General features: G+C 68.3%; 16 protein-coding genes, 1 pseudogene and 1 riboswitch. Of the genes and pseudogenes, 5 read left to right on the top strand and 12 right to left on the bottom strand.

Going from position 1 to position 24466, the window contains the following annotated elements:
• Nucleotides 1–18 precede the first annotated feature (18 nt).
• Entirely contained in the window at nt 19–708 is a 690-nt protein-coding gene (locus tag ACVCAH_RS24940; RefSeq protein WP_447138625.1) for an N-acetylmannosamine-6-phosphate 2-epimerase, read from the bottom strand.
• Complete coding sequence (locus ACVCAH_RS24945; RefSeq protein WP_447138626.1) at nt 705–1628, bottom strand: ROK family protein; 924 nt, start codon at nt 1626–1628, stop codon at nt 705–707. The genes ACVCAH_RS24940 and ACVCAH_RS24945 overlap by 4 nt, the downstream gene beginning before the upstream one ends.
• Nucleotides 1629–1821: 193 nt before the next feature.
• Here ACVCAH_RS24945 and ACVCAH_RS24950 point away from each other — a divergent pair, with 193 nt between their 5' ends.
• Together ACVCAH_RS24950 and ACVCAH_RS24955 are read left to right on the top strand one after the other, a co-directional pair.
• The gene (locus tag ACVCAH_RS24950) at nt 1822–4266 is read left to right on the top strand and encodes a hypothetical protein (RefSeq protein WP_447138627.1); all 2445 of its coding nucleotides are present in this window, start codon (nt 1822–1824) and stop codon (nt 4264–4266) included.
• Nucleotides 4267–4467: 201 nt separating this feature from the next.
• Nucleotides 4468–6885, top strand: a complete 2418-nt coding sequence (locus tag ACVCAH_RS24955) for a hypothetical protein (RefSeq protein ID WP_447138628.1) — start codon at nt 4468–4470, stop codon at nt 6883–6885.
• A 450-nt stretch (nt 6886–7335) separates the two neighbouring features.
• Here the strand turns inward: ACVCAH_RS24955 and ACVCAH_RS24960 are convergent, their stop codons facing one another.
• The 10 genes and pseudogenes from ACVCAH_RS24960 to ACVCAH_RS25005 all read right to left on the bottom strand — a co-directional run bounded on the left by ACVCAH_RS24960 (nt 7336) and on the right by ACVCAH_RS25005 (nt 16936).
• On the bottom strand, nt 7336–8220 hold the full coding sequence (locus ACVCAH_RS24960; RefSeq protein WP_447138629.1) for a restriction endonuclease: 885 nt from the start codon (nt 8218–8220) through the stop codon (nt 7336–7338).
• A 946-nt stretch (nt 8221–9166) separates the two neighbouring features.
• Nucleotides 9167–9736 (bottom strand): hypothetical protein, encoded by a 570-nt coding sequence (locus tag ACVCAH_RS24965; RefSeq protein WP_447138630.1) that lies wholly within the window; start codon nt 9734–9736, stop codon nt 9167–9169.
• Complete coding sequence (locus ACVCAH_RS24970) at nt 9733–10149, bottom strand: hypothetical protein (protein WP_447138631.1); 417 nt, start codon at nt 10147–10149, stop codon at nt 9733–9735. Before ACVCAH_RS24970 ends, ACVCAH_RS24965 begins: the two co-directional genes overlap by 4 nt.
• Nucleotides 10150–10363: 214 nt before the next feature.
• Nucleotides 10364–10484: riboswitch (SAM riboswitch) on the bottom strand.
• Nucleotides 10446–11396, bottom strand: a complete 951-nt coding sequence (locus ACVCAH_RS24975; protein ID WP_447138632.1) for a tetratricopeptide repeat protein — start codon at nt 11394–11396, stop codon at nt 10446–10448. Its footprint overlaps the riboswitch before it by 39 nt.
• A 32-nt stretch (nt 11397–11428) precedes the next feature.
• Nucleotides 11429–11716, bottom strand: a pseudogene (locus ACVCAH_RS24980) (hypothetical protein); the annotation flags it as partial.
• 78 nt (nt 11717–11794) lie between these two features.
• Nucleotides 11795–12916 carry a hypothetical protein gene (locus ACVCAH_RS24985; RefSeq protein ID WP_447138633.1) on the bottom strand — a complete coding sequence of 374 codons (1122 nt, stop codon included), beginning with the start codon at nt 12914–12916 and terminating at the stop codon, nt 11795–11797.
• Nucleotides 12917–13032: 116 nt separating this feature from the next.
• Nucleotides 13033–13791: an ABC transporter ATP-binding protein gene (locus ACVCAH_RS24990; RefSeq protein WP_447138634.1), complete on the bottom strand. Its 759-nt coding sequence runs from the start codon at nt 13789–13791 to the stop codon at nt 13033–13035.
• 74 nt (nt 13792–13865) lie between these two features.
• Complete coding sequence (locus ACVCAH_RS24995; RefSeq protein ID WP_447138635.1) at nt 13866–14873, bottom strand: ABC transporter substrate-binding protein; 1008 nt, start codon at nt 14871–14873, stop codon at nt 13866–13868.
• Between the two features lie 36 nt (nt 14874–14909).
• On the bottom strand, nt 14910–15794 hold the full coding sequence (locus ACVCAH_RS25000; RefSeq protein WP_447138636.1) for an ABC transporter permease: 885 nt from the start codon (nt 15792–15794) through the stop codon (nt 14910–14912).
• A 788-nt stretch (nt 15795–16582) separates the two neighbouring features.
• Complete coding sequence (locus tag ACVCAH_RS25005) at nt 16583–16936, bottom strand: cupin domain-containing protein (protein WP_447138637.1); 354 nt, start codon at nt 16934–16936, stop codon at nt 16583–16585.
• Between the two features lie 355 nt (nt 16937–17291).
• Between ACVCAH_RS25005 and ACVCAH_RS25010 the strand changes: the two genes are divergently transcribed.
• From ACVCAH_RS25010 to ACVCAH_RS25020, 3 genes are all read left to right on the top strand, one after another.
• Complete coding sequence (locus ACVCAH_RS25010; protein WP_447138638.1) at nt 17292–18056, top strand: cupin domain-containing protein; 765 nt, start codon at nt 17292–17294, stop codon at nt 18054–18056.
• Between the two features lie 74 nt (nt 18057–18130).
• Entirely contained in the window at nt 18131–22669 is a 4539-nt protein-coding gene (locus ACVCAH_RS25015) for a ThuA domain-containing protein (protein ID WP_447138639.1), read from the top strand.
• 537 nt (nt 22670–23206) lie between these two features.
• Nucleotides 23207–24328: a sugar phosphate isomerase/epimerase family protein gene (locus ACVCAH_RS25020; RefSeq protein WP_447138640.1), complete on the top strand. Its 1122-nt coding sequence runs from the start codon at nt 23207–23209 to the stop codon at nt 24326–24328.
• The last annotated feature ends 138 nt before the right edge of the window (nt 24329–24466 follow it).

Genomic DNA, 24466 nt, shown 5'->3' on the forward strand with positions numbered 1-24466 from the left:
CGGACTCTTTTCGCCCATTTACCGCGAAGCACGAGGCGTCGCTCCGACCAGACCTCGCGTGATCCACAGTGGTGAAGTGACGGCATTGCCCATGACGACAGCATGGGCGCCGGCTTCGAAGGCCTGCCGGATGTGCTGCGCGGTGCGGTAGCGACCCTCCGCGATCACCGGTACCTTCAGCCGCTCGGCAAGCTGGGCCACGAGCCGTAGGTCGGGGCCCTCCGTCGGCGGACTGGCTGGTGTATAGCCGGACAGTGTCGTCGCCACCGCGTCGGCGCCGGCGTCGACCGCGGCCAGACCCTCGGCCAGGGTGGAGATGTCAGCCAGTACCAGGGCGGCGGTGGCTGAGTGCACCGCGCGTACCGTGTCGGCGAAGTCGCCGCGGTCCGGGCGGGGCCGGTCCGTGGCGTCGACGGCCACGACGTGGGCGCCGGCGACGGCGGCCTGCACGGCGTGTGCCGAGGTCGGGGTGATGAACACACCGCTGGTCCCATGCTTGATCAGGCCGATCACGGGCACGTCAATGGCCGCGCGGATCGCGCGGATGTCGTCCGGCCCGTTGGCGCGGACGGCGACGGCACCGCCCCGTGTGGCCGCGGCGGCCACCCGGGCCTGGACGTAGGGGTCCCGCATCGGGTCGTCCGGCTCGTCAGGCAGCGGCTGACACGAGATCACCAGGCCGCCGCGCATGGCGGTGAAGACTCTCACTTCTGCTCCATGGCTATCCGCGCCGCCCCGATCGCGACAGCTTGGTGGCCCAGGGCCGCCGGCATCAGCGGTACGTCGGCCCAGGCTGGTAGCAGTTCTGCCTGGTAGGCCCGGGTCGCCGCGGTCAGCAGGGCCGGTGCCGCGCCGCCGGCCATGATGACCGCCTGCGGGTCGAGTAACGCGACGAGCCCGGCCAGGGCCGCTCCCAGCGTTTCGCCGGCCTGATCGAGTATCCGCCTGGCGGCGGCTTCGCCGGCTGCCGCCCGGGCGGCGATCTCCCGCCCGCTCATCTTCTCGCCGGTGGCCAGAGCGTAGGCGGCGGAGATTCCGGTACCGGACGCCACGGCCTCCAGGTGCCCCCGGCGTCCGCAGCCGCAACGCAGCTGCCCGGCACCCGGCACTGGCAGGTGCGCCACCTCGCCTGCCGCCCCCCGGGCGCCGCGTTCGATGCGGCCGTACCGGATCAGGGCACCACCCAGACCGGTCCCGACGGCGACCAGCAGCAGGTGCTCCCGGCCGCACCCTGCGCCCGTCCACGCTTCTGCGAGCGCTGCCGCGTTCACGTCGTTGTCGACGTGAACCCGGCGGCCCAGTCGGGCACCCAACTCCTCGGCGATGCGTGTGCCGCGCCAGCCGGGCAGGCTGTCCGTGGCGTAGCGGACGGCGCCGGTGGTCGGATCCAGCGTCCCGGCCGCGCCAACTCCGACGCCCGCGATCGGGTGACCGTCGGGGAGCTGCCCGGCGAGTTCGGCGACGGTGTCAAGCACCGTTGTCGGTCCGCGCTTGGCGGGGGTGGCAGCCTGGACCGCGCCGGTCACCTGCCCGTTGGCGGTGAGCAACAGGGCGATGGTCTTCGTACCTCCGATGTCGATACCCAGATACGCGGCGTCCGCGCTTTCCGCTACGAAGCTTTCGATCATGGTTCCGCTCTCTAGTATCGGCCCGGACCGTAAGTTACGCTACGGCGAACCAGGAACGGTTACCCGGACCGGTTGCTCGCCGTCCACCCGCAGCCAACGGCGAAACCTCGGCACCTCGGGCTCGGGTGCGGTGCAAGTTGCGGATCGGACCGCAACACCGCGAACCATTCCCCACCGGTCAGCGGAGGAACCAATGAAACGGACGAAGCCACGGGCAGTCGCCTTACTCACCGTCGGTGGACTGCTCGCGAGCTTCCTCGTGGCCGCCGGCGGGGCGGTGCAAGCCGCCCCGCCGGCGGCTCCCGCCCCGATCGTCGGCGCCGAGCAGGACCTGGGCCACGCGATCAACTCGCGGGTGCTTTCGCAGTACCAGGCGCAAGGCGTCGACCAGCAGGGGCATCCCCAGGCCTACTGGGTGACCGCTGGCAACAGCGAGGTCACGGCGATGTTCCAGGTCACGGACATCAGATCTGGGAAGGTGGTTTTCGGCGAGCGACTGCCCTCCGGTACCGGTAGCTGGGCGGTCACCTTCGCCAAGCCGCAACGTGCCGTCTACTTCGGCATGACCAACGGCGCCGTCTACACCTGGTCACCCGGCGATACCTCGGTCACCTCACTCGGCGTGCCGTACCCGGGCGAGCAGATCTGGCGGATGGCCGCGGCGCCGGACGGTGTCGTCTACGGCGGGACCTATCCCAGCGGAAAGCTCTTCTCCTACGACCCGGCCAGGAAGCGGTTCACCGATCACGGCCAGATCGTCCCGGGGGAGACCTACGGCCAGGCGCTGGCGATCGATGATCGCTACGTCTACTTCGGCACCAAGCCGAACGCGAAACTCGCCCGCTTCGACCGCATCACCGGCGAGGTGCAGCCGATCACGCTGCCCGCGCAGTACGCGGACGAGGAAGCGGTCTACGACATGACCCTCGCCGGAGGTCACCTGTTCATTCGGCTCGACCATTCCAGTGACCTTCTCGTCTACCGGCTCAGCGACGGGACGGTCGTGAAGATCATTCCCGCCATCTCCGGTCGGATGGTCTCCGAGGTCGATCCCACGGGCCGGTACGTCTACTTCCGCATTGTGGCCGAGGGCATCGTCCGGTACGACCTCCAGACCCACACCTACGCGCCGGTCGGCTGGAAGCCGAACGCGCTGCCGGGAAGTTGGGAATGGATCGACCTGGCCGACCCGGCGTGGCCCGGACTGACCCTGTCGATGACGTACTACTACGGCCGCGTCTACCTGTGGAACCCACAGACCCGGGCAACCCGGTACATCGGCGAGCAGGACCTGGAGGGCGCCCCCAACCCGATCCAGGCGATGGGGACCGGGCCTGACGGATCCGTCTACGTCGGCGGGTTTCTCTCCCCGCCCGGCATGGCGCGCTTCGACCCGGCCGACGACGCCATGACGCTCCTGTCCGGCGCGGGGCAGGTGGAGGGCTTCGGGATCCGCGGGAATCACCTGCTCTACGGGCGCTACCCCGACGGTAATCTGCTCTCCTTCGATACCACCAAGCCGTGGGCGTACGGGTCCAACCCGGCTCCGCGGACCGTCCTGGACGACGAGCAGCAGCGGGCGCAGGCCTTCGTCGACCTGGGTGAGACGGTCGCCGTCGGGAGCATCCCCCGCGCGGGTCGCCTCGGCGGTGCGCTCAGCTTCTGGACGCCGTCGACGGGTGCGGTGCAGACCTACCGGGACATCGTGCCGCAGCAGAGCGTGGTCAGCCTGGTCGAGCATGACGGCCTGCTCTACGGGGGCACCTCCATCAACGGCGGGTACGGCATCGAGCCGACCGCCACCGAGGCCGAACTGTTCGTGTTCGATCCGCAGACCCGGCGGGTGGTCGAACGTGTGGTTCCCACGCCCGGCGGCTCGGCGGTGAACGCGCTCGTCGTGGATCGGGCCGGCACCATCTGGGGCCTGTCCGACGGCACGCTCTTCACCTTCGACCCCCCGACGCGCACGGTGACCCGGTCCGAACGGCTCTTCCCCAACGAGACGACGATGTACGGCCACGAACGGGGCCTGGTCCTCGCCGACGACGGATTCTTCTACGCGTCGGTGTCCGACAGCCTATGGCGGATCGACCCGGCCACGTGGGACGTCGTCGAGCTGGCTTCCGGCCGGGTCGCCTTCCTCACCGAGGGCGGGGACGGCAACCTCTACTACGGCCGGGTGTCCCGCCTCTACCGGTGGAACTTCGCGCTCCCCGCGGTGTGCAGCCGCGTCATCAGCGGCGCGTACGAGGGGACGCTCCAGGTCACGACCGGCACCACGTGCCTGCGGGACGCCACCGTCACCGGGCCGGTCTCCATCGGTGACAAGGCCTCGCTGGTGGTCCGGGACAGCGCTATCGAGGGATCGATCCAGGCGCAACAGGCCGCCAGAGTGATCGTACGGGACAGCTCGCTGGTCGGTCCGCTCTCCGCAAGCGGCACCACCAGTGAGTTCAGGCTGACCAATTCGTCGATCACCGGGCCGGTGACAGTGGTGGACGGACGAGGGCCCTCGGTGCTCGGGGCTAACGTGATCCGTGGCCCCCTGCGCTGTACGGGCAACGACCCGGCGCCACAGGACGACGGTCAGCCGAACGAGGTGACCGGCCCCGTGCAGGGGCAGTGCGCCCAACTCTGACAGCACGTAGTCCCACGGCCGGGCGCCATGGATACCATCCACGGCGCCGGCCGTGGCCGACTTCTTCCGGGTGACCCGAGACTGCCGGTTCTGATCCGCGTCGGCCACACGGTCGGTGAATTCTGTCCGCCGCGTGACTGCGGCCTCGAGCGTCTTCCGTTATAGAGGCATGGAGGGTTGCGGTAGCGCCGGAGGTGGGTCATGGGTGGCTACGTGAACCGGGACGGCGGCGGCTGGACTGAGATGCGCGTTCACGGGGTGTCCGGAACTCCGCCGGAGCGCATGCTGGCACATCCGCACGTGGCGCGGGTAGCGGGAGACGCCGAGGCGGGCTTCTACCGCCGGCAGTGGGAAGCGAAGCAGACCTCCACCGACACGGCGGATGAGCGGCTCGAGGCGTACTCGTGGGGTGGGCTGACCGCGGGCAGTGGGCAGCGGGCGCTGTGGCTGCTGCTCACGCCGTTCCTGCTGGTTAATGTCGCCTTCTTCGCCCTGCCGCACGCGGGCGTCGATGACGGGCGCCGGGGTACCCGGCGGTGCGCGGAGGTGCTGCTGCGGCTGTTCGCGCTGTCGATAACGCTCACCCTCGTCGTGGCCGTCGTTCTGGTCTCCATGGACTTCTTCGGATGGCAGTGTGTGCGCCCGGCGCGCGATTGCACCGACCGCGTCCCGTGGCTGAGCTTCCTGACCTGGCCGTGGCTGGATCTGCCCGGGCGGCGCACCGCCGTGACCGCCGCGCTACCACTGGCGGTGGTGGGTCTGTTGTGGTGGCTGGCGAACAAGACGTGGCGGGAGCTGGAGACAGCGACCGTGCCGCACGCCTCCCCCGAGGAGCGAGACCGGACGCCGCTGGAGGACCGCCGGATGTGGAATGGCGCGAGCCAGGTGCGGCAGCTGCGATCCGCCCACGTCGCGGCGGGATTCGCGCTGGTCGGCGTTCTCCTGCTGGCGCCCTTCGCCGGCCAGGGTCGGGGCCTTCGCGCCGTGCAGCCCGAGGCGACCCTAGAGTTCGCCTGGGCTGGGGCCGCGGTTGTCCTGTTCGTGCTGGCGCTGGGCCTGCTCGGGCTGACCGTGGTGCTGGTCTGCCTACGCAACGATCGCCCCCGGCCGGGCGCGGCCGGTGAACATGACGGCCGGCCGGATCTCTACACGCACCTGCCGTGGCTGGCCCTGGTCGTGAGCGTTCTCGCAGCGGTGGTGGTCTGGCAGCCCGGCGTCAACTTCTCGGTGCGGGTGGCGGGCGACGCGCGTACGCAGTTGCCGTGGCTCGCGGGGGCGGTCGAGGTGCTGGCCGCGGCGCAGGTCGTCCTGCTGCTGGCCGTGCTGGTCCTCCTGCTGATGCGCCGCGCCTGGACAAGGGGAGCGAGCGCGGGGGCGGAACAGTCACCGGCGTGGTCCGGGCTCGCGACCCCTGCGCTGATGATGTTCGCGGTGGTGCTCGCCGGTGCCTTCGCCGCCGGCCTGGCCCTGGCGGTGGCGCATGTCCTGGGCAAGCCGGCACCGACCGACCGTTCCTCCGACGCCTTCGTCGTCCCGCTGGTGTACTTCTGGGGGGCGGCGATGGCGGTCCCGGTGGCCGCGACCGTCCTACTGCTGGCGGGTGTCCTGGTGTGGCTCGTGCGGCGCAGCGCCCACACGATGCTGCGCGACCACGTTGTCCCGGCCTATTCGACGGAGAAGGTCGCGGAGGCTCTCCGGACGCCGCACGACCCGAAGCATGCCGAGACCCTTCGACGCGCACGCCACATTGCCGCCGCCTGGTCCCGCGCAACTGCCAGTGACGTGGGTGAACGGGTCAGTGGTGGGTTCGCCGTCCTGGTCGCCGCTCTGACCGCCGCCGGCGTGGTCGGTTACCTGGTCGACCGAAGCTGGGTCTACACACACGCGCGCTGGGCGGTCAACATCGGCGACCTGCTGGTCGGTGGGTTCGCGGCCGGCCTCCTCTACGTCGGGCGTCAGGCCTACCGCAACCCTCGGTTCCGCCGGACCGTCGGCGTCCTGTGGGATGTGGGCACGTTCTGGCCGCGCGCCACCCATCCACTCGCGCCCCCGTGCTACGCCGAGCGGGCGGTCCCGGATGTCATCAGGCGCATCAAGTACCTCGGCTGCACCTGTGACGGTCGGGTCTTGCTGTCGTGTCATTCCCAAGGCACGGTCATCGGTGCGGCTGTGGTCATGCAACTGACCTATGCGGAAAGCGCACGGGTCGCCCTGCTCACCTACGGCAGCCCGCTGCGTCGGCTCTACGCACGCTTCTTCCCCGCCTATTTCGGGCCCGCTGCGTTGTCCCGTACCGGTGCCTTCCTGGTGGGCAGGCCGCTGGACATCACCGAGAGCGCTCGGGCCCGCTGGCCGTGGCGCAACCTCTATCGGCCCAGCGACCCGATCGGCGGGTGGATTCTTCGCGACGTCAAGGCGGTCGAGACAGGCGGCGACCAAGGGGCCGCCGCAGGCGTCGCGGGCGCCACGCAGGACGTCGACCGAAGGATCATCGACCCGGTGTTCGCCAGGATGGCAGGCGACAGCTCGTATCCGGCCACGCTCGGACACTCCGGCTACGCCGATGACCGGGCCTACGGAGAGTGCGTCGAGCTTCTCCGCGAGTTACGCCGGGGGTGACCGGCGAAGGCAAGGAAACGACCATGACCAGGTGGCGGCGGTGCTCGACTGTAAGAGCGACCTGCTGCAGGGCGACCCAGTGGGCTGCTGCTACGTCGCGGCGATCGGGTATCCGATCGCGGCGATGTCCTCGTGTACCTCGGCGACAGTCAGGTGAGGTTCAGGGCCGGTTTCACTGCGTCGGTGAGCGGCCGTGGGCGGGTGGGGTGTGGCGACGAGGCTGCCGGGTAGGGGTGGAGAACGGCGAACGAGGAGGTGCAGCATGCCGGAGAAGCATGAGCAGGCCGAGCAGATGCGCGAGTACGTGCCGTCGACCGTCGCCCGCTCGGATGACAAGGCGGTACGGACCTAAGCCCGCACCGTGACCATGGGGGTCAGGCCCCGCTTACAACCGCACCAACCTCTTGATGTCGACGGGCTTGTCGTCGGCGAACCCGTCCTCCGGAACTACTACGGTTGAGGGCTGGGAGACGAGGCGCCGTTGAGGGGGTTCGCGTCAAGATCCCTGCCGATCGTTTGAGGGTCCCACAGCATTCGCGGCACCCACAACCACGCGAGCTTGCCCGCTTGCACCAATGCGTTCAACGCAACAACGACCGCGATGCCCACGACGGCACCGAGTACCGCGCCGAAGCCCGGTGATCCGTCCGCTGGGGCGTTGCCAGCGATCGCCCATACCAGGTTCTGGACAGCGACCGATAGCAGCAGGATCGTCCCGGCCACCCCTGCGGTGGTTACTATCGTCCGCCGGTGAGCGTCACGGTTATTTGATTCCCCATGCGCCGATCGTCGCGTCGCCTCTCTTCCAACGGCGAAAAGGACCGGACCGGCTACCGTGACGGCGCCCGGAGTGAAGAGCACGACAGCAACCTTTGTGGCGGTGCTCCATTGCTGCCACCGAGACCTCCGCAGTTCGGGGGCACCCTCGCCTTGGGCGCGCAGGTCATGTCCATGCCCTGGTACGGCAAGAAGGGCCAAGTGTCGCGCAAGTTCATTGACGGGCATCGGAAAAAGACTTGGCCCGAACGTGAATAGCGCGACGCGGGCTTCGTCGGCGTACTCGGTTGCAGCCGGTGAGTAGCCGTTCAGGCTGAAGAACAGCACGGTCGGCACGTTGAACGATGCCCCTCGCAGACGTTGAACGTCAGGGCGTCCGACCGGCACCGCGAGGGCCTTCACTTGAGCCGTCGCCCCTGTCGCAATCACGTCCAATCCCCGGTCCGCACCCGCACCGGTCAGAGCGGCGTCTTTGAAGCCGATGGCTCGCATGTACGTAACGGCCGCCTGTTCGGCGTTCTGCCACAACGTCCCGGGATACCCGGCATCCTCTGGCACGATGCGAACCTCCGTTCTGACCTAGGCGTGCTGGCCCTCGCCGGCGTACGTGTCTCTGTTACACCGCCTGAAGGTCTTCCTCGAACACGCCCTCGCCCCGTCCTACCCGCGTAGGTTTGAGCCTCGATCCTGCTAGAGGAAGAGTCGGTGCCCCAGGGACCGGTCGTCCAGAAAGCCTTCCGCCTTTTGTGCCGGCTGCCGCCGCCCGCCTCGCCGTCGTCTAGCGGCCTGCCAAGAATAGATCCGTCGCACGATGGGGAGGAACACGTTGAGGACGAGGATTAGGGCCGGGCACCGCGGCGTTTGCTGGACCGGTTCTCGGACTGGGGCCCGGAACTGATCGACGGCTACGAGGAGCCGCCCTACGACGAGCCGACGCCTGAAGCTGGCGAAGCTCGGTAAGTGGAGCGCTAGCGAGCCAGCACACAGATCCTCTTCTCGCCCTCCGAGTTGCTGCCCGATGAAAATCTGGCCCCTGTCGCTCCATGGACGGATGGTGCACGCACGTTCGGGATTCATGGCGATACGGAGGATGACGGTCCGCATCGGGCCGACGAGGATCGGGCAATGAGTGTCTTCCTGACCGAACTCGATGCACGGGCACGGGGTGAAGGGTTCGCGGGACGGGCTCGGTGCGCAGGCGGTGTGGTCTGCGATGGGCCGACCGCTGGTCGGCAACCGACCACCGTGACCGACTCCCTGCCCGGCTTCACGACATTGCTCGTCGGGTTGCGCCTGGCGGAGCGGGCCGTGGCCACCGGCTACCTCGAGCCTGAAGACACCGGGAACGCCTTCCTGATCTGGGAGCAGATGGCCCGGGTACGCCCGCCACACCGTGCACGGTCACCGCGGCTTCTTCGGTCTGCAACGGATCGCCGCGCGTGCGGCCAAGGCCGGCGGCAACGGCGGTAAGCGTCGTTCGGTCCGTTGCTAGAGAAGCGGATCGCTACGAGTTCCACCTCACAAAGGCGGACAGGCAGTAAGCGCCGCCGACCCGGTGCAGCACTGCGGCGTCGAGCCTGCTGGGTCCGCACACACGCGCTCGCCGATCAATATCGGCGACCTGCTTGTCGATGGGTTCGCGGCCGGCAGCTCCGCGCCCGAGCGGCAGCTGACTCGGGGACGTCCCTGGAGGCGGCGGGCCTACAGCACGTGCTGCGGCGGTCAGTGCGGCTTGCTCTGTACCAACCACGAAGCCTGCACCGGCCGCTTGTGAAAGGTGAGGCTCGCCCGCGTGTCCGGCCATATGGGTCTGGGCCTGTGCCGACGCGTACCGGCCGCTGATGGCGCTGTGGGTGCATAGCCGCATGTCGCCGCCGCTGGTCGGCTGGCCCACGGTGAGGAGCCCGTCGCTGTCGAGGGTGCGCAGCAGCCGGTGGCTCGGCGGCCGGCACCGGTTCGCGGCGCGTCTGGTGGCTTCATCGCCGCTTTCCTTGTGGGTGAAGGGCGGACCAACGCCGCTGCTGATCGCGATGCAGGGCACCATCAACAGCAGCCGCGCCGGGCTGGCGGTCAACGCGCCGAGGATCGGAACCGGGTCTGGGCTTGCCGCAGGCTGCTGAGATCGTCGGGTACCGGCACGGCGCCGTAGCGGTCGAAAGCGTCGACGCTGGCCCCGAGCGATGGCGGCCACCGCCGCTGCCACTCGACCAGTCGCACGGTCGGGCCGGCTGCGCGTAGTGGCCCGGCGAGCCGTTCGAACTCCACCGCTTGCCACTCGCGCAGCGCGTTCCAACGTCGCGTCGCGGCCATCAGCGAGCCGGCGACCTCGGTGACCGTGGCCCCCGGCGGCTGGACCACGTCACCGTTCATGATCGAGTGACGGCCCAGCGGCAGTGCGCTGCGGTGGCCGTACCGCTCGCCGACGACCTGCGAGACGTGCCGGCAGGTCTCGCAGCCCAGCCACGACGACCGGGTTCGGGTGGTCACGGTGTCCCGGATGCACAGGACACACAGGTCGAGGTCACTGGAGATGTCCTGCCCCTGTCACTGTTGCTCCCAGTCCGGCGTACGTGGCTGGCAATTGCACCGCTGCTCGCGTGGGACTCCACCGCAGAGGTCCCCGCAGGTCAGGCAGACCGCGAATGCGGCCAGATCCAGCTCTTCGAATGGCACGACGAACTCGCCTTCCGGTGCCTCAAGGCACCCGCTCTTGCCGGACCGCAGCTCGCGGCCGACCTGGTCTTCTCCCGGGGGCACCGTGCGCGGGTGGCGCGGTTGCCGGGTCAGCAAGCCGGGAGGCTTGACGCTGACCACTCGTGACGTCCAGGAAGCATAGAGATCATCGACGCCGGTAGCAACCATGGGGGAGACGTGCGACGACCGCGGTGGGGCGGTGGCGTCGGTCGAAACTGTTCGCCGGCGGCGAGGCGGAGCCGGGCAAGCACGTCGGCAGCTTCCCGGGTCTCCTCGTGCTGCGGGCCGTATACGACGCAGAGGTCGTCGTGCAGCGGCTGTAGCGCGTCCGCGGCCTCGGCGGCCTTGTCTTCGGAGAGCAGCAGCATGCCGATGTTGCGGCGTAGGTCGAGGGCTGTGGGGGAGGCGTCGCCGGAGGCGGCGCGTACGTCGGTCAGCACCTGCCGGAACTGGCGCAGGGCGGTGGTGGCTTGGCCGAGTTCGGCCCGGCAGTGGGCTGCCTCCCGAAGGCACTCCAACGCGTCTTCGCTGGTGGGGCCGGCGGTGTGGGCGGACGCGGCGGTGAGGGCGTCGAACTCCGGCAGCGCGCGCCGGAAGTCCCCACCGATGACGAGAATGGCGGCGCGCCGTGACCGCAGCCCCAGCACGCGGGCACTCTCGGCGCCGAGCGCGGCGCTGGCGGCGCCGATCACCTGCTCGAGCACCTCCGCCGCCTGGGCGAAGCGTCCATCTTCCAGCAGCTCGTCGGACTGCGACACAGCAGCCTTGATCGCGTCTCGAACCCCGGTCCGCAGAATCGCCACCGGGTCAGCGGCCGACGTCTCACTCCGCGGCGCCGGGACCACGGGCGCCGGCTCGGGCCGGCGACGCGGCAAGTTGGATCGGCGGTACACCAGCGTCGGGTCCGGCATGGTGCTGGTCTGGGCTCGGAGGCGGGCGGTGTCGACTCGGGGTAGCGGCAGGAAGGGCAGCAGCCGCTGGTAGACGTCGTAGTCGTCCGCAGGCCGGTCCTCGGGGGCCTTGGCCAGCAGCGCGAGCACCAGCTCCTCAATCGCCCCGGGCACATCGGGGCGGAGCGTCCGCAGGGGAGGTGGCGGCTCGCTGACGTGCTGGCGCCGCAGCTCGTAGTCGCTGCCGCCGGCGAAGACCCGCCGCCTCCGGCGAGGAGTTCGTGCAGTACGCAGCCGAGGGCGTACAGGTCGCTCTGCGGCGTGATATTGCGCGCCCTGGATCTGTTCGGGCGGCATGTCGTGGTGGGTGCCGATAGGGCTGCCGGTCGCCGTGAGCCGGGTGACATCAGTGCGCAGATGGCGGCGATGCCGAAGTCGAGAAGCTTGACAGGCCCATCAGCGGTGACCAGGGCGTGGAAAGCGCTTCCGTGGTCGCTCTAAACCTACGGTGCTCATTTCGATGGGTCGAAATTTTTGGCGACACCGCTTCACGGGCGCGGACATTCCGTCCCACTTGCGGGGTGCCCTGCTGGGGTATCGGTGGGGTACAAGCTTCGTGCCCGCCGCCCGCGCCACATGTGTAAGGCCGTTGCCGCCATTGCCACCAGCAGCCCACAGACCGCGGCAAACGGCGCTCCCAGCATGGTCAACGCGGTGGCGATGAGTCCCGCCGGCAGCCAGGTCCACACCGGCACCGTCCGTGGTTGTCCGCCACGGCGCCGCCGCCACGCCTCAGTGACCATCGGGATGATCAGAGGAGGCAGGGTCGCGGCGAGCACGGTCAACCACGGCAGCAGCAGCCGGTCAAATCGCGCCGCCGCCAGCGCCGCGCCGGGAATGGCCACGATCAGCATCGCCACCGTCGTGGACAGCCGCGACCACACGCCGCGCAGGGCGAGGGCACCGGAGAAGGTCGTCGTCAGCGCAGGGGCGAACACAGCGGCGGTGACGAACAGACTACCGTAGGCCGCCATGCCCTCGCTGTTGCTGATAACTGCGACCACGTCGGCGGAGCCGGTGTGCAGCCACACCCCGGCGCCCGCCGCCACGACGAGCAACGCGGGTACCACCAGCAGCAGCACGCACCAGGCCAGGTCACGGCGGGTGGCCAGGCCGCGGCTGAAGTCCGGCGCACGCAGGGCGAACACTGAGACATATCCGCCGATGGCTGCGATGTCGGCGGCGGTGGCCAGGCCGCCGATGTGCGGCGTGGCAGGGGAGGTATCCGGCCGCAGCCGGATCACGCACACCAGGACCAGCGCGAGCGCGGACAACGTGGTCAGCACAGCGATCCGGTTACCGAGCCGGGGCGAGGCGTACGACGCGGCGAGCACCGCCGCGGCGAGCAGCAGCGCGGCGATCGGACCGGGCAGCCCGGTCACCGCCGCCAGCGAGGCGCCACCCAGGCCCACATTGAACCCGTTCCAACCGATCATCGCCGCGCCCAGCACCGCACCGAGGATCGTCCGGCTCGACGGGTGCAGATAGTGGGGAGCGACTTCGGTGAGTGTGCCACCCTCGCCATACGGCGGTCGTACGCCCAGGGCGCCCTGCCCGAAGAGAAGGACCGCCATCAGCGCGCCACCGCACAGCAGGGCGATGACCGGCACCGCGCCGCCATGCCGCTGAGCGATTTCCGCCCCGAGGATCAGCGCCGCTGGGGCAGCGCCGAGCCCGAGCCACGCCCCGGCGGCATCGGTCCACCGCCGGGGCGTCTCTGCGCCGGTCAGTGGTTGGCTCCCGACCCGAGCAGGTTGCGGATCTCGGTAGACAGGCGGTCGAACCGTTCGTCGACCATGACCTGGGCGTAGTTGCGCTCGGCCGGCAGTTCGACTTCCAAGGTACGGACGATGCGTCCGGGGCGCGGGCTCATCACCTCGACCCGGGTGCCGAGAAAGACGGCTTCGGCGATGGAGTGGGTGACGAGCAGGATCGTGGTGGCCGTCTCCCGCCAGATCCGGTTGAGCTCGGTATTGAGCTGCTCGCGGGTGAGGGCGTCGAGTGCCCCGAAGGGCTCGTCCATGAGCAGCACCCGGGGGCGGTGCAGCAGTGCGCGGCACAGGGCCACGCGCTGCTGCATCCCGCCGGACAACTCGTGGGGCAGAGCATCTTCGAATCCCGTCAGCCCGGTGAGCTCCATAAGCTCGTCTGCCCGCCGGGCTGAGGTCGCGGCGTCCATGCCCCGCATCTCGGCCTGCAAAAGGATGTTCTTGCGGGCGCCACGCCATTCCAGCAACGCGGCCCGCTGGAAGACAAAGCCGATCTCCTTCTGCGGCTTCGTGACCGGCTGCCCCATGAGTGAAACCGAACCGGCTGTCGGCTTCACCAGCCCTGCGACGACCTTGAGCAGCGTGGATTTGCCGCAGCCGGACGGTCCGACGATCGTCACGAACTCGCCGGGCTTCACCCGCATGGTCACGTTGTCGATTGCCGTGGTCTGCGCCCGCTTGGACTGGAACCGCACCGTCAGTGCCTCGATGTCCACAGCAGTTTCGGTCAGCGTCGATGGAGTAGTCGTCACGATTTGGCAGCCCCTTGCTGGCGTCGTTCCATGCCGGCCTAAGCCCGGCCGGCGATCGAGGCGTCCCAGTACTTCGATGGAGCGCCGGCGTCCTTGAGGTCGGCGTACTGACCCATAAGGTCGATCGTTTCGGTCCATTTCGCCTCGGCGTTGACCCCCGGCGCGCCGGCAGATGCGTCCAGCAGCGGCAGCGCCAGGGTCAGTTGCTTGACCAGCACCTCCTTGGCTGGCTCGTTTTCGGCCAGCTCGGCCATGGCATCGGCTGCGGCGGTGAGGTCCTTGGCCGCCTCGGTCCACGACTTCTGGGTAGCGCGCACGAACGCCTTCACCATCTCCGGGTCCTTGCTGAGCGTCGCATCGTTGACGACGAGACCGGTGCCGAGCATGTTCATGCCCCAGTCGGTGTAGAGAAGGTAGTTCACCTTCTTGCCGGTCTTCGCCTCGATCGTCGGCGCCTGGTCGTGGAAGAAGCCCATGATCGCGTCGACCTTGCCCTCGGCGAGTGCCGCGATCTTGCCAGCCCCGTCCACGTTGACGACCTTCACATCACTGGCGGCGAGGCCGTTGGCCTTGAGCCAGCCGGGGAAGGTGGCGTACATGGCGTCGCCGGGGGTACCCCCGACGCTCTTGCCCTTCAGATCGGCAGGCTTGGTGATGTTCTTGTCGGCGAGAAACTCGATCGACGCGGGACCCTTCTGCAGGAAGACGCCCACGCTCTTGACCTTCATCCCGGTCGAGACGCCCTTGATTAGCGGCGGCGTGTCGGCCCAGCCGAAGTCGGTCTGCTGCTGCGCAACGGCCTGGATGGTCTTGCCCGAACCACCGCCGGGCAAAATTTTCAGGTCGATCCCCTCAGCCTCGTAGAAGCCCTTTTTCAGACCGTAGTAGAACGGTGCGTGCTCTCCGTAGGGCACCCAGTTCAGGGTCAGGGTGATCTTCTTCTTGCCGCCGGCGGAGGTGTCGGTGGCTTCGTCGGAGCCGCCGCATGCGGCGGTGGCGGCGACCAGTAAGAGGCTCGTCGCAACGTAGAGGGTTAGACGTTTCATCGGTGATGCGCCTCCTTGCGGGGGGCTATTGGCGGGTCAGGACGTGGTCAGGGGCACCCCGGAGCGCCGGCTGGCGTGCCAGGGGATCAGCAAGGCTTCCGCCGCCTCGACTACGACGAACAGGACGATGCCGATGAGTGACATTAGGATCAAGTCGGCGAAGAGCAGTGCGGAGTCGAGGTTGCCGGAGGAAAGCAGGAGCACATAGCCGAGGCCCTGGCTCGCGCCCACGAACTCGCCGACCACCGCACCGACGACCGCTAGGGTGACGGCCACCTTGAGGCCGGCCATCAGGTGCGGAAGCGCGTTCGGGAAGCGGATCTTGCGGAACGTCTGCCACTGGCTCGCGCCCATCGTCGCGGACAGGTCGATGAGCTCTGGATCGGTCGAGCGCAGCCCGGCCACTCCGGAGATCACGACCGGGAAGAAGGCAATGAGTACGGCAAGGATGATCTTCGGCTCTAAACCGGTGCCGAACCAGGCGATCAAAAGCGGCGCGATCGCGATCTTCGGGATGACCTGTGCGAAGAGGACGATCGGGTAAAGCGCCTTGTCCATCGTCTTCGAGTAGGCGATCAGCACCGCGGTCAGCAGGCCGAGCAGGCCGGCCAGCACGAAGCCGATGACCGTCTCGTAGAGAGTAACTAGCGTGTTCTCCAGCAGGAAGTCCCACTGGCCGCTTAGCGTCTGCCACACCTGAACCGGCGTCGGCACCAGGTAGTTCGGGGTGTACTCCCGGTCGGCGACGAACCACCAGGCGGCGAAGACCGCGACGAGCAGCAGCCCGGGTCGCCACAACTCCTCGAGGAAACGCCTCATCCGCGCGCTGAGCCGATTACGCTCCGATCGACCTTTCGTACCCGGCTCGGGGGTCGGTGTCGACGTGCTGGCGGGCGCCGCTCCGGAGGGTGGCAGCGGCATCGGCTTCGCCGCCGCGGGCTCCGTGGATCGCTCGGCTCCGGCCCGGTTGACGCCCTGGTCGACCGCTTGTTCAGACACGCGAACTCCTCCTTGAGGTCGGGGCGTTACGGGCCAGCCCTGCGCAGCACCACGGAAACCAACGGCATCGCGGCGACGAGCGCGAGACAGTGGACAGACATGCGGTGGGGTTGCGCACGGTCCCTCCTCCCATCCGCATCGCCTGGCGGAGCGGGGGCCAGCAGGCAAGCGCTTTCTCGGGACACTAGAAGCCTCGAAGCGTTTCAGGCAAGGCTTTCCTGTCATGTCTTCGAATAATGGGCGTAACATTGACGACCGGGATGGTGGCCAGCGCGATCGCGCGGCAACGTGGGACGGAACAGGCGTCGGGACTTCGGGTCGCGGGGATACGTGTCCGACAGCCCGCACGTCTCCTGCCGGCCCGCTCGTGTGGCTGCGCAATTTCGTACCGTCGGCATCGGCCAGGTGGGGTGCCCCACGGCGAGCACATGCGTCCAACTGGCGATCGGTTTCCTGGGCCGCGCGTCCAGCGCTGCCGCTAATCGGCCACAGGGGATGGCACCAGGTGGACCTCGCCGGCGTGGAAGCCCAGCAGGGCGCGAGCTTCCTCGCGGCGATGCTCGCCCGCAGCGTGCCGATTCCCTTCACCGCCACACGCCGGACGTACGCCGCCGCTAGGTCCCCCGGGCACGCTGGCGCCGGGCCCTGTCGTAGATGCACAACCGCGACAGCTTTACGCCGCCCGGCAATGGGACGCGGTCGCCTCGCCGTCAGTCGAAGTATTCATCGGCATCGTCTGCCGCAGGCATGCAAACCACGAGCGCCTTTAGTTCACCGATGGCCCGGTGGCGAGTGCCCGGTTTGATGAGGAAGGCTGACATCGGCTTTGCCTCGTGCCGGACTCCGTCCAGCTCGACCTCGCCCGTGCCTTCGAGAATTACGTAGATCTCGGTCGCAACTTTGTGGAAGTGCGTGAGCGCCTTCTCGACCTGGAGCAGGTGGACGCTCGCCTGCCCGCCTGACTCGTCGACGAACGCCCGCCGCGTGGTGCCGCAGGAGCACTGCCTCGGCGCGATCTCGTCGAGGACGGCGGCGGCGTGCCCCTGTGTGTGCTGGTTGGTCATCCGGAACCACCTTCGCTGGGAAAGGGCTTTCCTGCGAGGATTAGAACCTACTCTCCATCGTTGGCGACCGTCAACGCCCGGCGCGGGATGCCGCTGAGCGGGCAGATCTTGAGACGTGCATTGCCGCGCCTCGGCGGGGGTGTGCCCACAACGCAGCGACACCATGCGCGCGGCGCTCTCGCTCACCGATTTCGAGCACTACTCGCGAGCCCATCGAGGAGACTCGCACGTTGACGCCACTGCGACTCCCGTCTAGTGTGGCCAAGAGTTGATCGGGAAAGCCCTTTCCTGTCCTCCCTGGAGGCGGCGGCATGAACCGCAAGTCGATGGCAGTCCAGCTGGGACGAGTACCTCGATGACTGAACACGCCAAGGACCTGTCGTCGCTGCCGGGTGGGATCGGCATCTCGCTGCTGCGGGTCTACGGCACCGCCGGGGTCGACGGGATGGTCGGCGGCAGCCCGCACGTCCACCTGGCGTGCGCCGAGGGTTACTACGTGATCGACGGCGACGGTGAGGTCCACACGCTCAACGGGGCCGGTTTCACCAGGACCCCGCTGCGCCGTGGTGCCGTGGTGTGGTTCGACCCCGGCACGATCCACCGACTGATCAACCACGGTGACCTGAAGATCCTGACCCTGATGTCGAACAGCGGCCTGCCCGAGGCCGGCGACGCCGTACTCACCATGCCGCCGGAGTTCCTCACCGACCGCGACACCTACCTGGCGGCGACAACGCTGAGCGGCACGGGCGCCGACCGTACGGACTCCGCGATGCGCCGCAGGGACCTTGCCGTCCAAGGGTTTCTCGCGTTGCACGCGGCGTACGAGGCGCAGGGCGCGAGGGCGCTGGAGCCGTTCTACCGGGCCGCTGTCGAGATCGTCCGCCCGAAGATCGCCGAATGGCGGCAGCGCTGGCGGGCCGGCGCCTGGCGGCTGGCCGAGGAGACCGGAGCGCACCTGGAAGCCCTCGAGGCCGGTTCGGCGCGTCACCTGTACCAGGCCGTGCTGCACCGCGTGCCCGCCCCGACCGAGGCCGGCCGGCACGGCATGTGCGGGCGGCTTGACGTGTACGACCCGAGCAACCTTCACCCACCAACGGCGACGCAGCAAGGCACCTGACATGCCCTCGCGAGGCGATGTTGGCATCCGTTGCGAGAGCACATCCCGCCCCGCAACTCACGGAGGTATTCCGCATGAGACGGTCGCTCCCCATACTTCTCATCGCCGCTCTGGTGGCCGTGCTGCAACCGGCGGGCAGCGCGGCCGCACATGAGGCGAGCCGGTTCAGTGCCCTGGTCTTCTCCAAGACCAACGGCTTCCGGCACGAATCCATCCCCTACGGCGTCGCGGCGATAGAACAACTGGGCCAGGAACACAACTTTGCGGTAACCGTCACCGAGGACGCGACGTTCTTCACCGACGAGAAGCTGGCGCAGTACGACGTCGTCATCTTCAACAGCACCAACAGCCGCAACGGTCCGATCCTGGACGCCGGGCAGCGGGCCGCCTTCGAGCGGTACATCCGGGCCGGCGGCGGCTACACCGGCATCCACTCCGCCAGTGGCACCGAGTACGACTGGGAGTGGTACGGCAAGCTGATGGGGGCGTTCTTCGACTCCCACCCCGCCATCCAGGACGTCGAAATCGAGGTCGACGACCCGGTCCACCCGTCCACAAAAGATCTGCCACAGCTGTGGAACCGCAATGAGGAGCCGTACGACTTCGTGCTGAACCCGCGCGGCAACGTACACGTGCTCGCGAGTCTTGACGGTTCAACGTACAACGGCGACAAGATGGGCGCCGACCACCCGATCTCGTGGTGCCACAACTTCGACGGCGGCCGATCCTGGTACACCGGCCTGGGCCACAACCCGTCCGCGTTCAGCGAGCCGCTGTTCCTCAAGCACATTCTCGGTGGCATCGAGTGGTCAGCCGGCGCGGTCCCGGGTGACTGCGGTCCCACCGACGAGGAGCGGTTCGAAAAGATCCAGCTCGACGGCAACACCGACGACCCGCTTGACATCGACCTCGACGACAAAGGCCGCGTCTTCTACGTCGAGCGCGGTGGCGCCGTGAAGATGTACGACCCCGAGCACCAGCACACCCACCAGCTCGCCAAGCTCGACGTCTTCGTCCAGCACACCCACGGCGTGCACGGTGTAACGCTCGACCCGAAGTTCGTTGAAAACCACTGGCTGTACATCTACTACTCACCGACGAACGACGACGTCAGCCGGATCTCGCGCTTCACCTTCAACGAAGCCACTGAGACGCTCGACCTTGCGTCGGAGAAGATCCTGCTCGAGATCAACTCGCAGCGCCAGGTGAACGCCCACGAGGGCGGCGGAATGGACTTCGACGCCGAGGGGAACCTGTACGTCGCGACCGGCGACAACTCTTTGCCGTGCTGCAGCGGCTTCGGCGCGTTTGACGAGCGGCCGGGCCAGGAGAACAGCGACGCGCAGCGATCCTCGGCCAACACCAACGACCTGCGCGGTAAAATCCTGCGGATCCACCCTGAGGCGGACGGCAGCTATACCGTCCCCGCCGGGAACCTCTTCGCGCCGGGTACGGCGAAGACCCGGCCTGAGATCTACGTGATGGGGCTGCGAAACCCGTACCGGATCCACATCGACCCTAAGACCAGCTGGCTGTACTGGGGCGAGGTCGGTCCCGACGCGAGGGCCGACAGCGCCACCCGCGGACCCAAGGGGTACGACGAGTTCAACGTCGCCCGTGGTCCGGGCAACTTCGGCTGGCCGCACTGCATCGCGGACAACCAGCCGTACCGCGACTTCGACTACGCCACCGGGGTCTCGGGTGAGCTGTTCGACTGTGCCGGCGGCCCGACGAACGACTCTCCTAACAACACCGGCCTTACCAAGCTCCCGCCCGCCCAGCCGGCCTGGATCTACTACCCGTACGACACCTCCACGAAGTTCCCAGAACTCGGTGCCGGCGGGCGGCTCGCGCTCGGGGGCCCGACGTACCACTTCGACCCGAACCTGCGGTCGGAGACCAAGTTCCCCGAGTATTACGACAACACGCACTTCATCGCCGAGTGGACCCGCAACACGCTGTTCGAGGTCAAGCCCGGCGCGGACGATGCGCCGAACATCATCAACCCGGTGCTCCCGCACGGAACGTTCCTGCGCCCGATCGACATGGAGTTCGGGCCGGACGGCTCGCTGTACCTGGTCGAGTGGGGCAGCAACTACGGCGGCTCGGGCCGCGGCGACCCGAACGACGACTCGGGCATCTACAAAATCAACTACGTACGCCCCGGTGAGCGATCACCGATCGCGAAGGCGTCCGCGACACCGACGTCCGGGCAACCGCCGCTGACCGTCAGGTTCTCCAGCGCCGGGTCGGCCGACCCAGACGCGGGCGACACCATCACCTACGCCTGGGACTTCGACGGCAACGGCACGACCGACTCTACCGAGGCGAACCCGACCCACGAGTACACCACGCGCGGCGACGTGACGGCACGGCTGACCGTGACCGACAAGACGGGCCGGACGGGCGTGGCGAACCTGCCGCTGACGGTCGGAAACACAGCCCCGAAGGTCGAGCTGGTAGGGCCGCAGGACGGGCAGGTGTTCAGCTTCGGAGACCCGGTGCCCTTCGAGGTACGTGTCGACGACGCCGAGGACGGCAGCTCGTCGGCCGGGCAGATCGACTGCACCAAGGTGATCACGCAACCGTCGCTGGGCCACGACCAGCACGGCCACCCGCTCGAGCAGTACACCGGCTGCAAGGGCACGATCCAGACAATCGTCGACGAGGGACACGACGCGAACGACAACATCTTCTACATCGTGGAGTCCAAGTACACCGACAAGGGTGGCGAGGGTGTCTCGGCGCTGACCGCGGGGGACTCCGCAATCCTGCAGCCGCGGCTGAAGCAGGCCGAGCACTGGACGAAGGCGCAAGGCGTCGCCGTGTACGACACCCAGGAGCCCGACGGCGGCAAGATGATCGGCCAGATCGGTCACGGCGACCATGTGTCGTACGAGCCGGTCAACCTGCGTGGCGTCACCGAACTCCAGTTCCGGGTTGCCTCCGCCGGCACCGGCGGGACGATCGAGATCCGGACCGGTGCCGCCGATGGACCGCTCGTCGGCAGCGTGAAGGTCACCCCCACGGGAGGCTGGCGGACCTTCACGACGGTCACTGCTCCGGTCAAGGACCCGGGGGGCAGTCACGAGCTGTTCCTGGTGTTCAAGAACAACCCCGGTGACGGCTCCCTGCTCAACCTCGACTGGATTCGCTTCGCCAACCCGCTGACCGACCCGCTCGGCGACGCCTACCGGGCGGTCAAGCAGCTCGATGCGACGATCGAGGCGAACAAGGCAGCGCTCACCGCGGAGCAGCTCGGTTACCTGACCGACCTGTCCGACCGGATCGAGGCCAACCTGCTGGCCGCCTGGTTCGGCGACCCCGCGAGCAAAGAGTTCGCGAAGGCAGCGGACATGGCGCTGAAGTTCAGCGCCGATGGACTGCGGTGGATCGCCAACCAGCGGGCTGAAGGGCGGCTCACCGATGCCGTCGCGGCGGTCCTCGGGGCACCGCTCAAGCAGAGCCAGCGGAGCGTCTCGCAGACCGTCTCGCTGCTCAGAAGGGTCGGCGTCGCGACCACCGCCGCCGCGTCCTCGGTGGTGGCCGGCGAGACGGTCCGGGTGACCAGCACTCTGCGCAACGACGGCACCACCACGGTCGAGGACGCCGTACTCTCGCTCACCGTCCCGCCCGGGTGGACTGTCCAGCCCGTCGGCGCGGTCCGGGCGCCTTCGGTGCCCCCGGGCGCCTCGTTCGCCACGGCCTGGGACGTGACGCCCCCGGCCACGGCAGCGGCCGGACCGGTGACGCTGGCGGGGCAGGCGACCTTCGGGCAAACCGCCAATGCGGAGGTTGTGCTGACCACGTCAACGACACTCCAGGTGGTGTCCCCGGCAGCCGCATCGGCGGTCAGCATGCCTAGCCCGGTACAGGGCGGCAAGCCGGCGACCGCACGCGTGACGGTGGTCAACAACCGCATCGCCTCGCCGATCGAGGTGACCGTGAAGCTCGACGTTCCGCAGGCGTGGACGACGGCACCCGTGCAGGCGACGGTACCTGCCGCCTCCACCCTGGTCGTCGACGTGCCGGTGACGGCGCCCAAGGGTCCGCTGCCCGGCGGCGCGCTCAAGCTTGAAACGGTGACGGCGCGGGTGACCGCGACCGGCACGACGGTCAGCGGGGCTCCGACGGCGTCGACGTACCGGGTCCCGGCGTCGGACGACGCGGTGCTGGTGCTCGACAGTGGGTCTGCCACCAGCCCGCTACTCGACGGGTACCAGCGGCTCGCTCCCTCGGACGCCTGGGACGCGACCAAGGGATTCGGCTGGACGACAACCGGAGTGGATTTCCGTGACCGGGGCGCACCCGATGCGCTGCGCCGCGACTTCACCCTGTCCAGGAACCCGCACGTGCTGGCCCTACAGATCCCGGCCGGACAACACACGGTGTCCCTGCTGCGTGGTGACCACTCGTTCAGCTCGGGCAGCACAAAGGTGGAGATCGACAGTGAGGTGGTCATCGCCCCAGGCGAAAACCTCGCCGCAGGGCAGTACGCCTGGGAGCAGTTCACCGTCGATGGAGGTACGACCGGCCGGATCGTGCATCTGAAGCTCAGCAATGACAACGGCGACTACTGGCGGCTGCTCGCGCTGGTCGTTCAGAAGAAGTAACCACGCCGGAGGAACAGCCGTGCCATGGATCGGTCCCCTCTAGCCGACCTCGTCGGTTAAACCGGGGGCCGGTCCGGGCACCGGTTGCATCCACTGGCCGTTCACCATCGCGGTCAGGAGTTCGATGGTGCGGAGTGGACGGTGGGGGCGCTGCTGATGGCCCTGACAGTGTTCCTGGCAGAGGGTCTCCTCGCTATTCCGGTTATCGCAACTAGTAACGTCGACGCCGCTTGACGTAAGGCCTGGAGGCGCCACCCGTTCCGGCGGGCCGGCCTTCTGGTCGTCGTCGTTGTCGGTCTTCTTGGGCTTGGCTGTCGGAGCGGTGGTTCGGCTCGGGCCGGGATGAAGCCACTGACGTGCCCGGAACGCAGCCCCAGACCGGAGCATCAACGAGCCCGGCAATCCACCAGCGCCACAGCGCCTTTACGGCCTATCCCACCCGTGTATATCTGATTGGGAAGAGGGGGAACCATGAATCGCACTGCTGCCCACCCGATGACGAGGCGAGTACTATCCCCGCGACGGTTAGGCGTCGCGTTGCTCGCTGCGCTCACAGTGCCGCTCACGCTGCTACCGGTCGGTACGGCGCAAGCGGCCCCCGACACGGATCTGGACGCCGCGACCGGGTGCGTAGCCGGGTACAGCACCGACGTCCCGGTCTGGTTCGGCCCCGATGCCGACTCCGGCGTTGCCAACTACGACACCGGTCAGGGCTGCACCGTTCTGGACCTGATCTGGCACGGCGCGCCGTTCGCCAACCACGGTTCCTTCGTCAGCGAGGTCAGTGCCGTTGCCGAGGATCTCACAAACGACGGCATCCTCACGGCAGAGGAGCGCTCCAGCATCGTCAGCGCTGCGGCCCGCTCGATGATCGGGCACGAGCAGAAGGTTCGCGGTAGCCGAGAGGTAGACCAGAGCAAGATCGGATTGGTGGGCTACACCGTCCGAGCCACCATGCCGTCGGCTCCGGAGGCCACCCTCGGCGCCCTCGCGAACTGCGGGTACCAGAACATCGAGCCGTCTGGCAGCGTAGGCAACTTCTACGGCACGACCGCAGCGCAATTGGCTCCGCTGGTCAGGGGCGCGGGTCTGCAGGCCCCGTCACTCGGAGTGAGCCTCTCCAACCTTGAGAACAACCTGGCGGGCGTCATCGCCGACGCGAATGCGATGGGCGCGAAGTACGTACGGATCTCGGGCTCGGGCAGCTGGACGATCGAGCGCTACGCTCAGGTCGCCGACATCCTGAACCGAGTCGGCGCCCAGCTCAAGGCCGAAGGAATCACCGTCGCTTACCACAACCACGGGTTCGAGTTCGAGCTACAGAACGGCGTGCGCGGCTACGACGTGCTCGTCCGCGAGACGAACCCCAATCTGGTCGCCATGGAGCTTGACGTGTATTGGGCGTCCAGCGTCGGTGTCGACCCAATCGGCCTGTTCCTGCGGTACCCGGGCAGGTTCCCCCTGCTCCACCTCAAGGACCTGGCGGCTGACGGCTCATTCGCTGATGTGGGTGAGGGCACCCTTGACTTTGCCCGGATCTTCGCCCACAGCGAGCTGGCCGGCGTCGACTACGCCTTCACCGAGAACGACCAGCCGAGGCCGGACGGCGTCTCCTCGGCCTGCGACAGCCTGGCCTACCTGAAGGCGCTCCGCTACTGAGAAAGCGCCACTGCGCGCGTTGAAGGGTTGGCACCCCAAGGGAGGTGTCGGCCCTTTGGCGTGCACCGAGCCGATTACCCATCCGCTTATGCCAGATGAATAGACGCTGTTGCTGTGTTAGGACAGCTTGTCCGGAGT

The organism is Micromonospora sp. LZ34, assembly GCF_052981855.1.

Bases quoted from the DNA above. Each gene is read 5' to 3' on its own strand.
- ACVCAH_RS24945 (WP_447138626.1), bottom strand. From the start codon at position 1,628: ATGATCGAAAGCTTCGTAGCGGAAAGCGCGGACGCCGCGTATCTGGGT.
- ACVCAH_RS24950 (WP_447138627.1), top strand. From the start codon at position 1,822: ATGAAACGGACGAAGCCACGGGCAGTCGCCTTACTCACCGTCGGTGGA.
- ACVCAH_RS24955 (WP_447138628.1), top strand. From the start codon at position 4,468: ATGGGTGGCTACGTGAACCGGGACGGCGGCGGCTGGACTGAGATGCGC.
- ACVCAH_RS24995 (WP_447138635.1), bottom strand. From the start codon at position 14,873: ATGAAACGTCTAACCCTCTACGTTGCGACGAGCCTCTTACTGGTCGCC.
- ACVCAH_RS25000 (WP_447138636.1), bottom strand. From the start codon at position 15,794: ATGCCGCTGCCACCCTCCGGAGCGGCGCCCGCCAGCACGTCGACACCG.
- ACVCAH_RS25005 (WP_447138637.1), bottom strand. From the start codon at position 16,936: ATGACCAACCAGCACACACAGGGGCACGCCGCCGCCGTCCTCGACGAG.
- ACVCAH_RS25010 (WP_447138638.1), top strand. From the start codon at position 17,292: ATGACTGAACACGCCAAGGACCTGTCGTCGCTGCCGGGTGGGATCGGC.
- ACVCAH_RS25015 (WP_447138639.1), top strand. From the start codon at position 18,131: ATGAGACGGTCGCTCCCCATACTTCTCATCGCCGCTCTGGTGGCCGTG.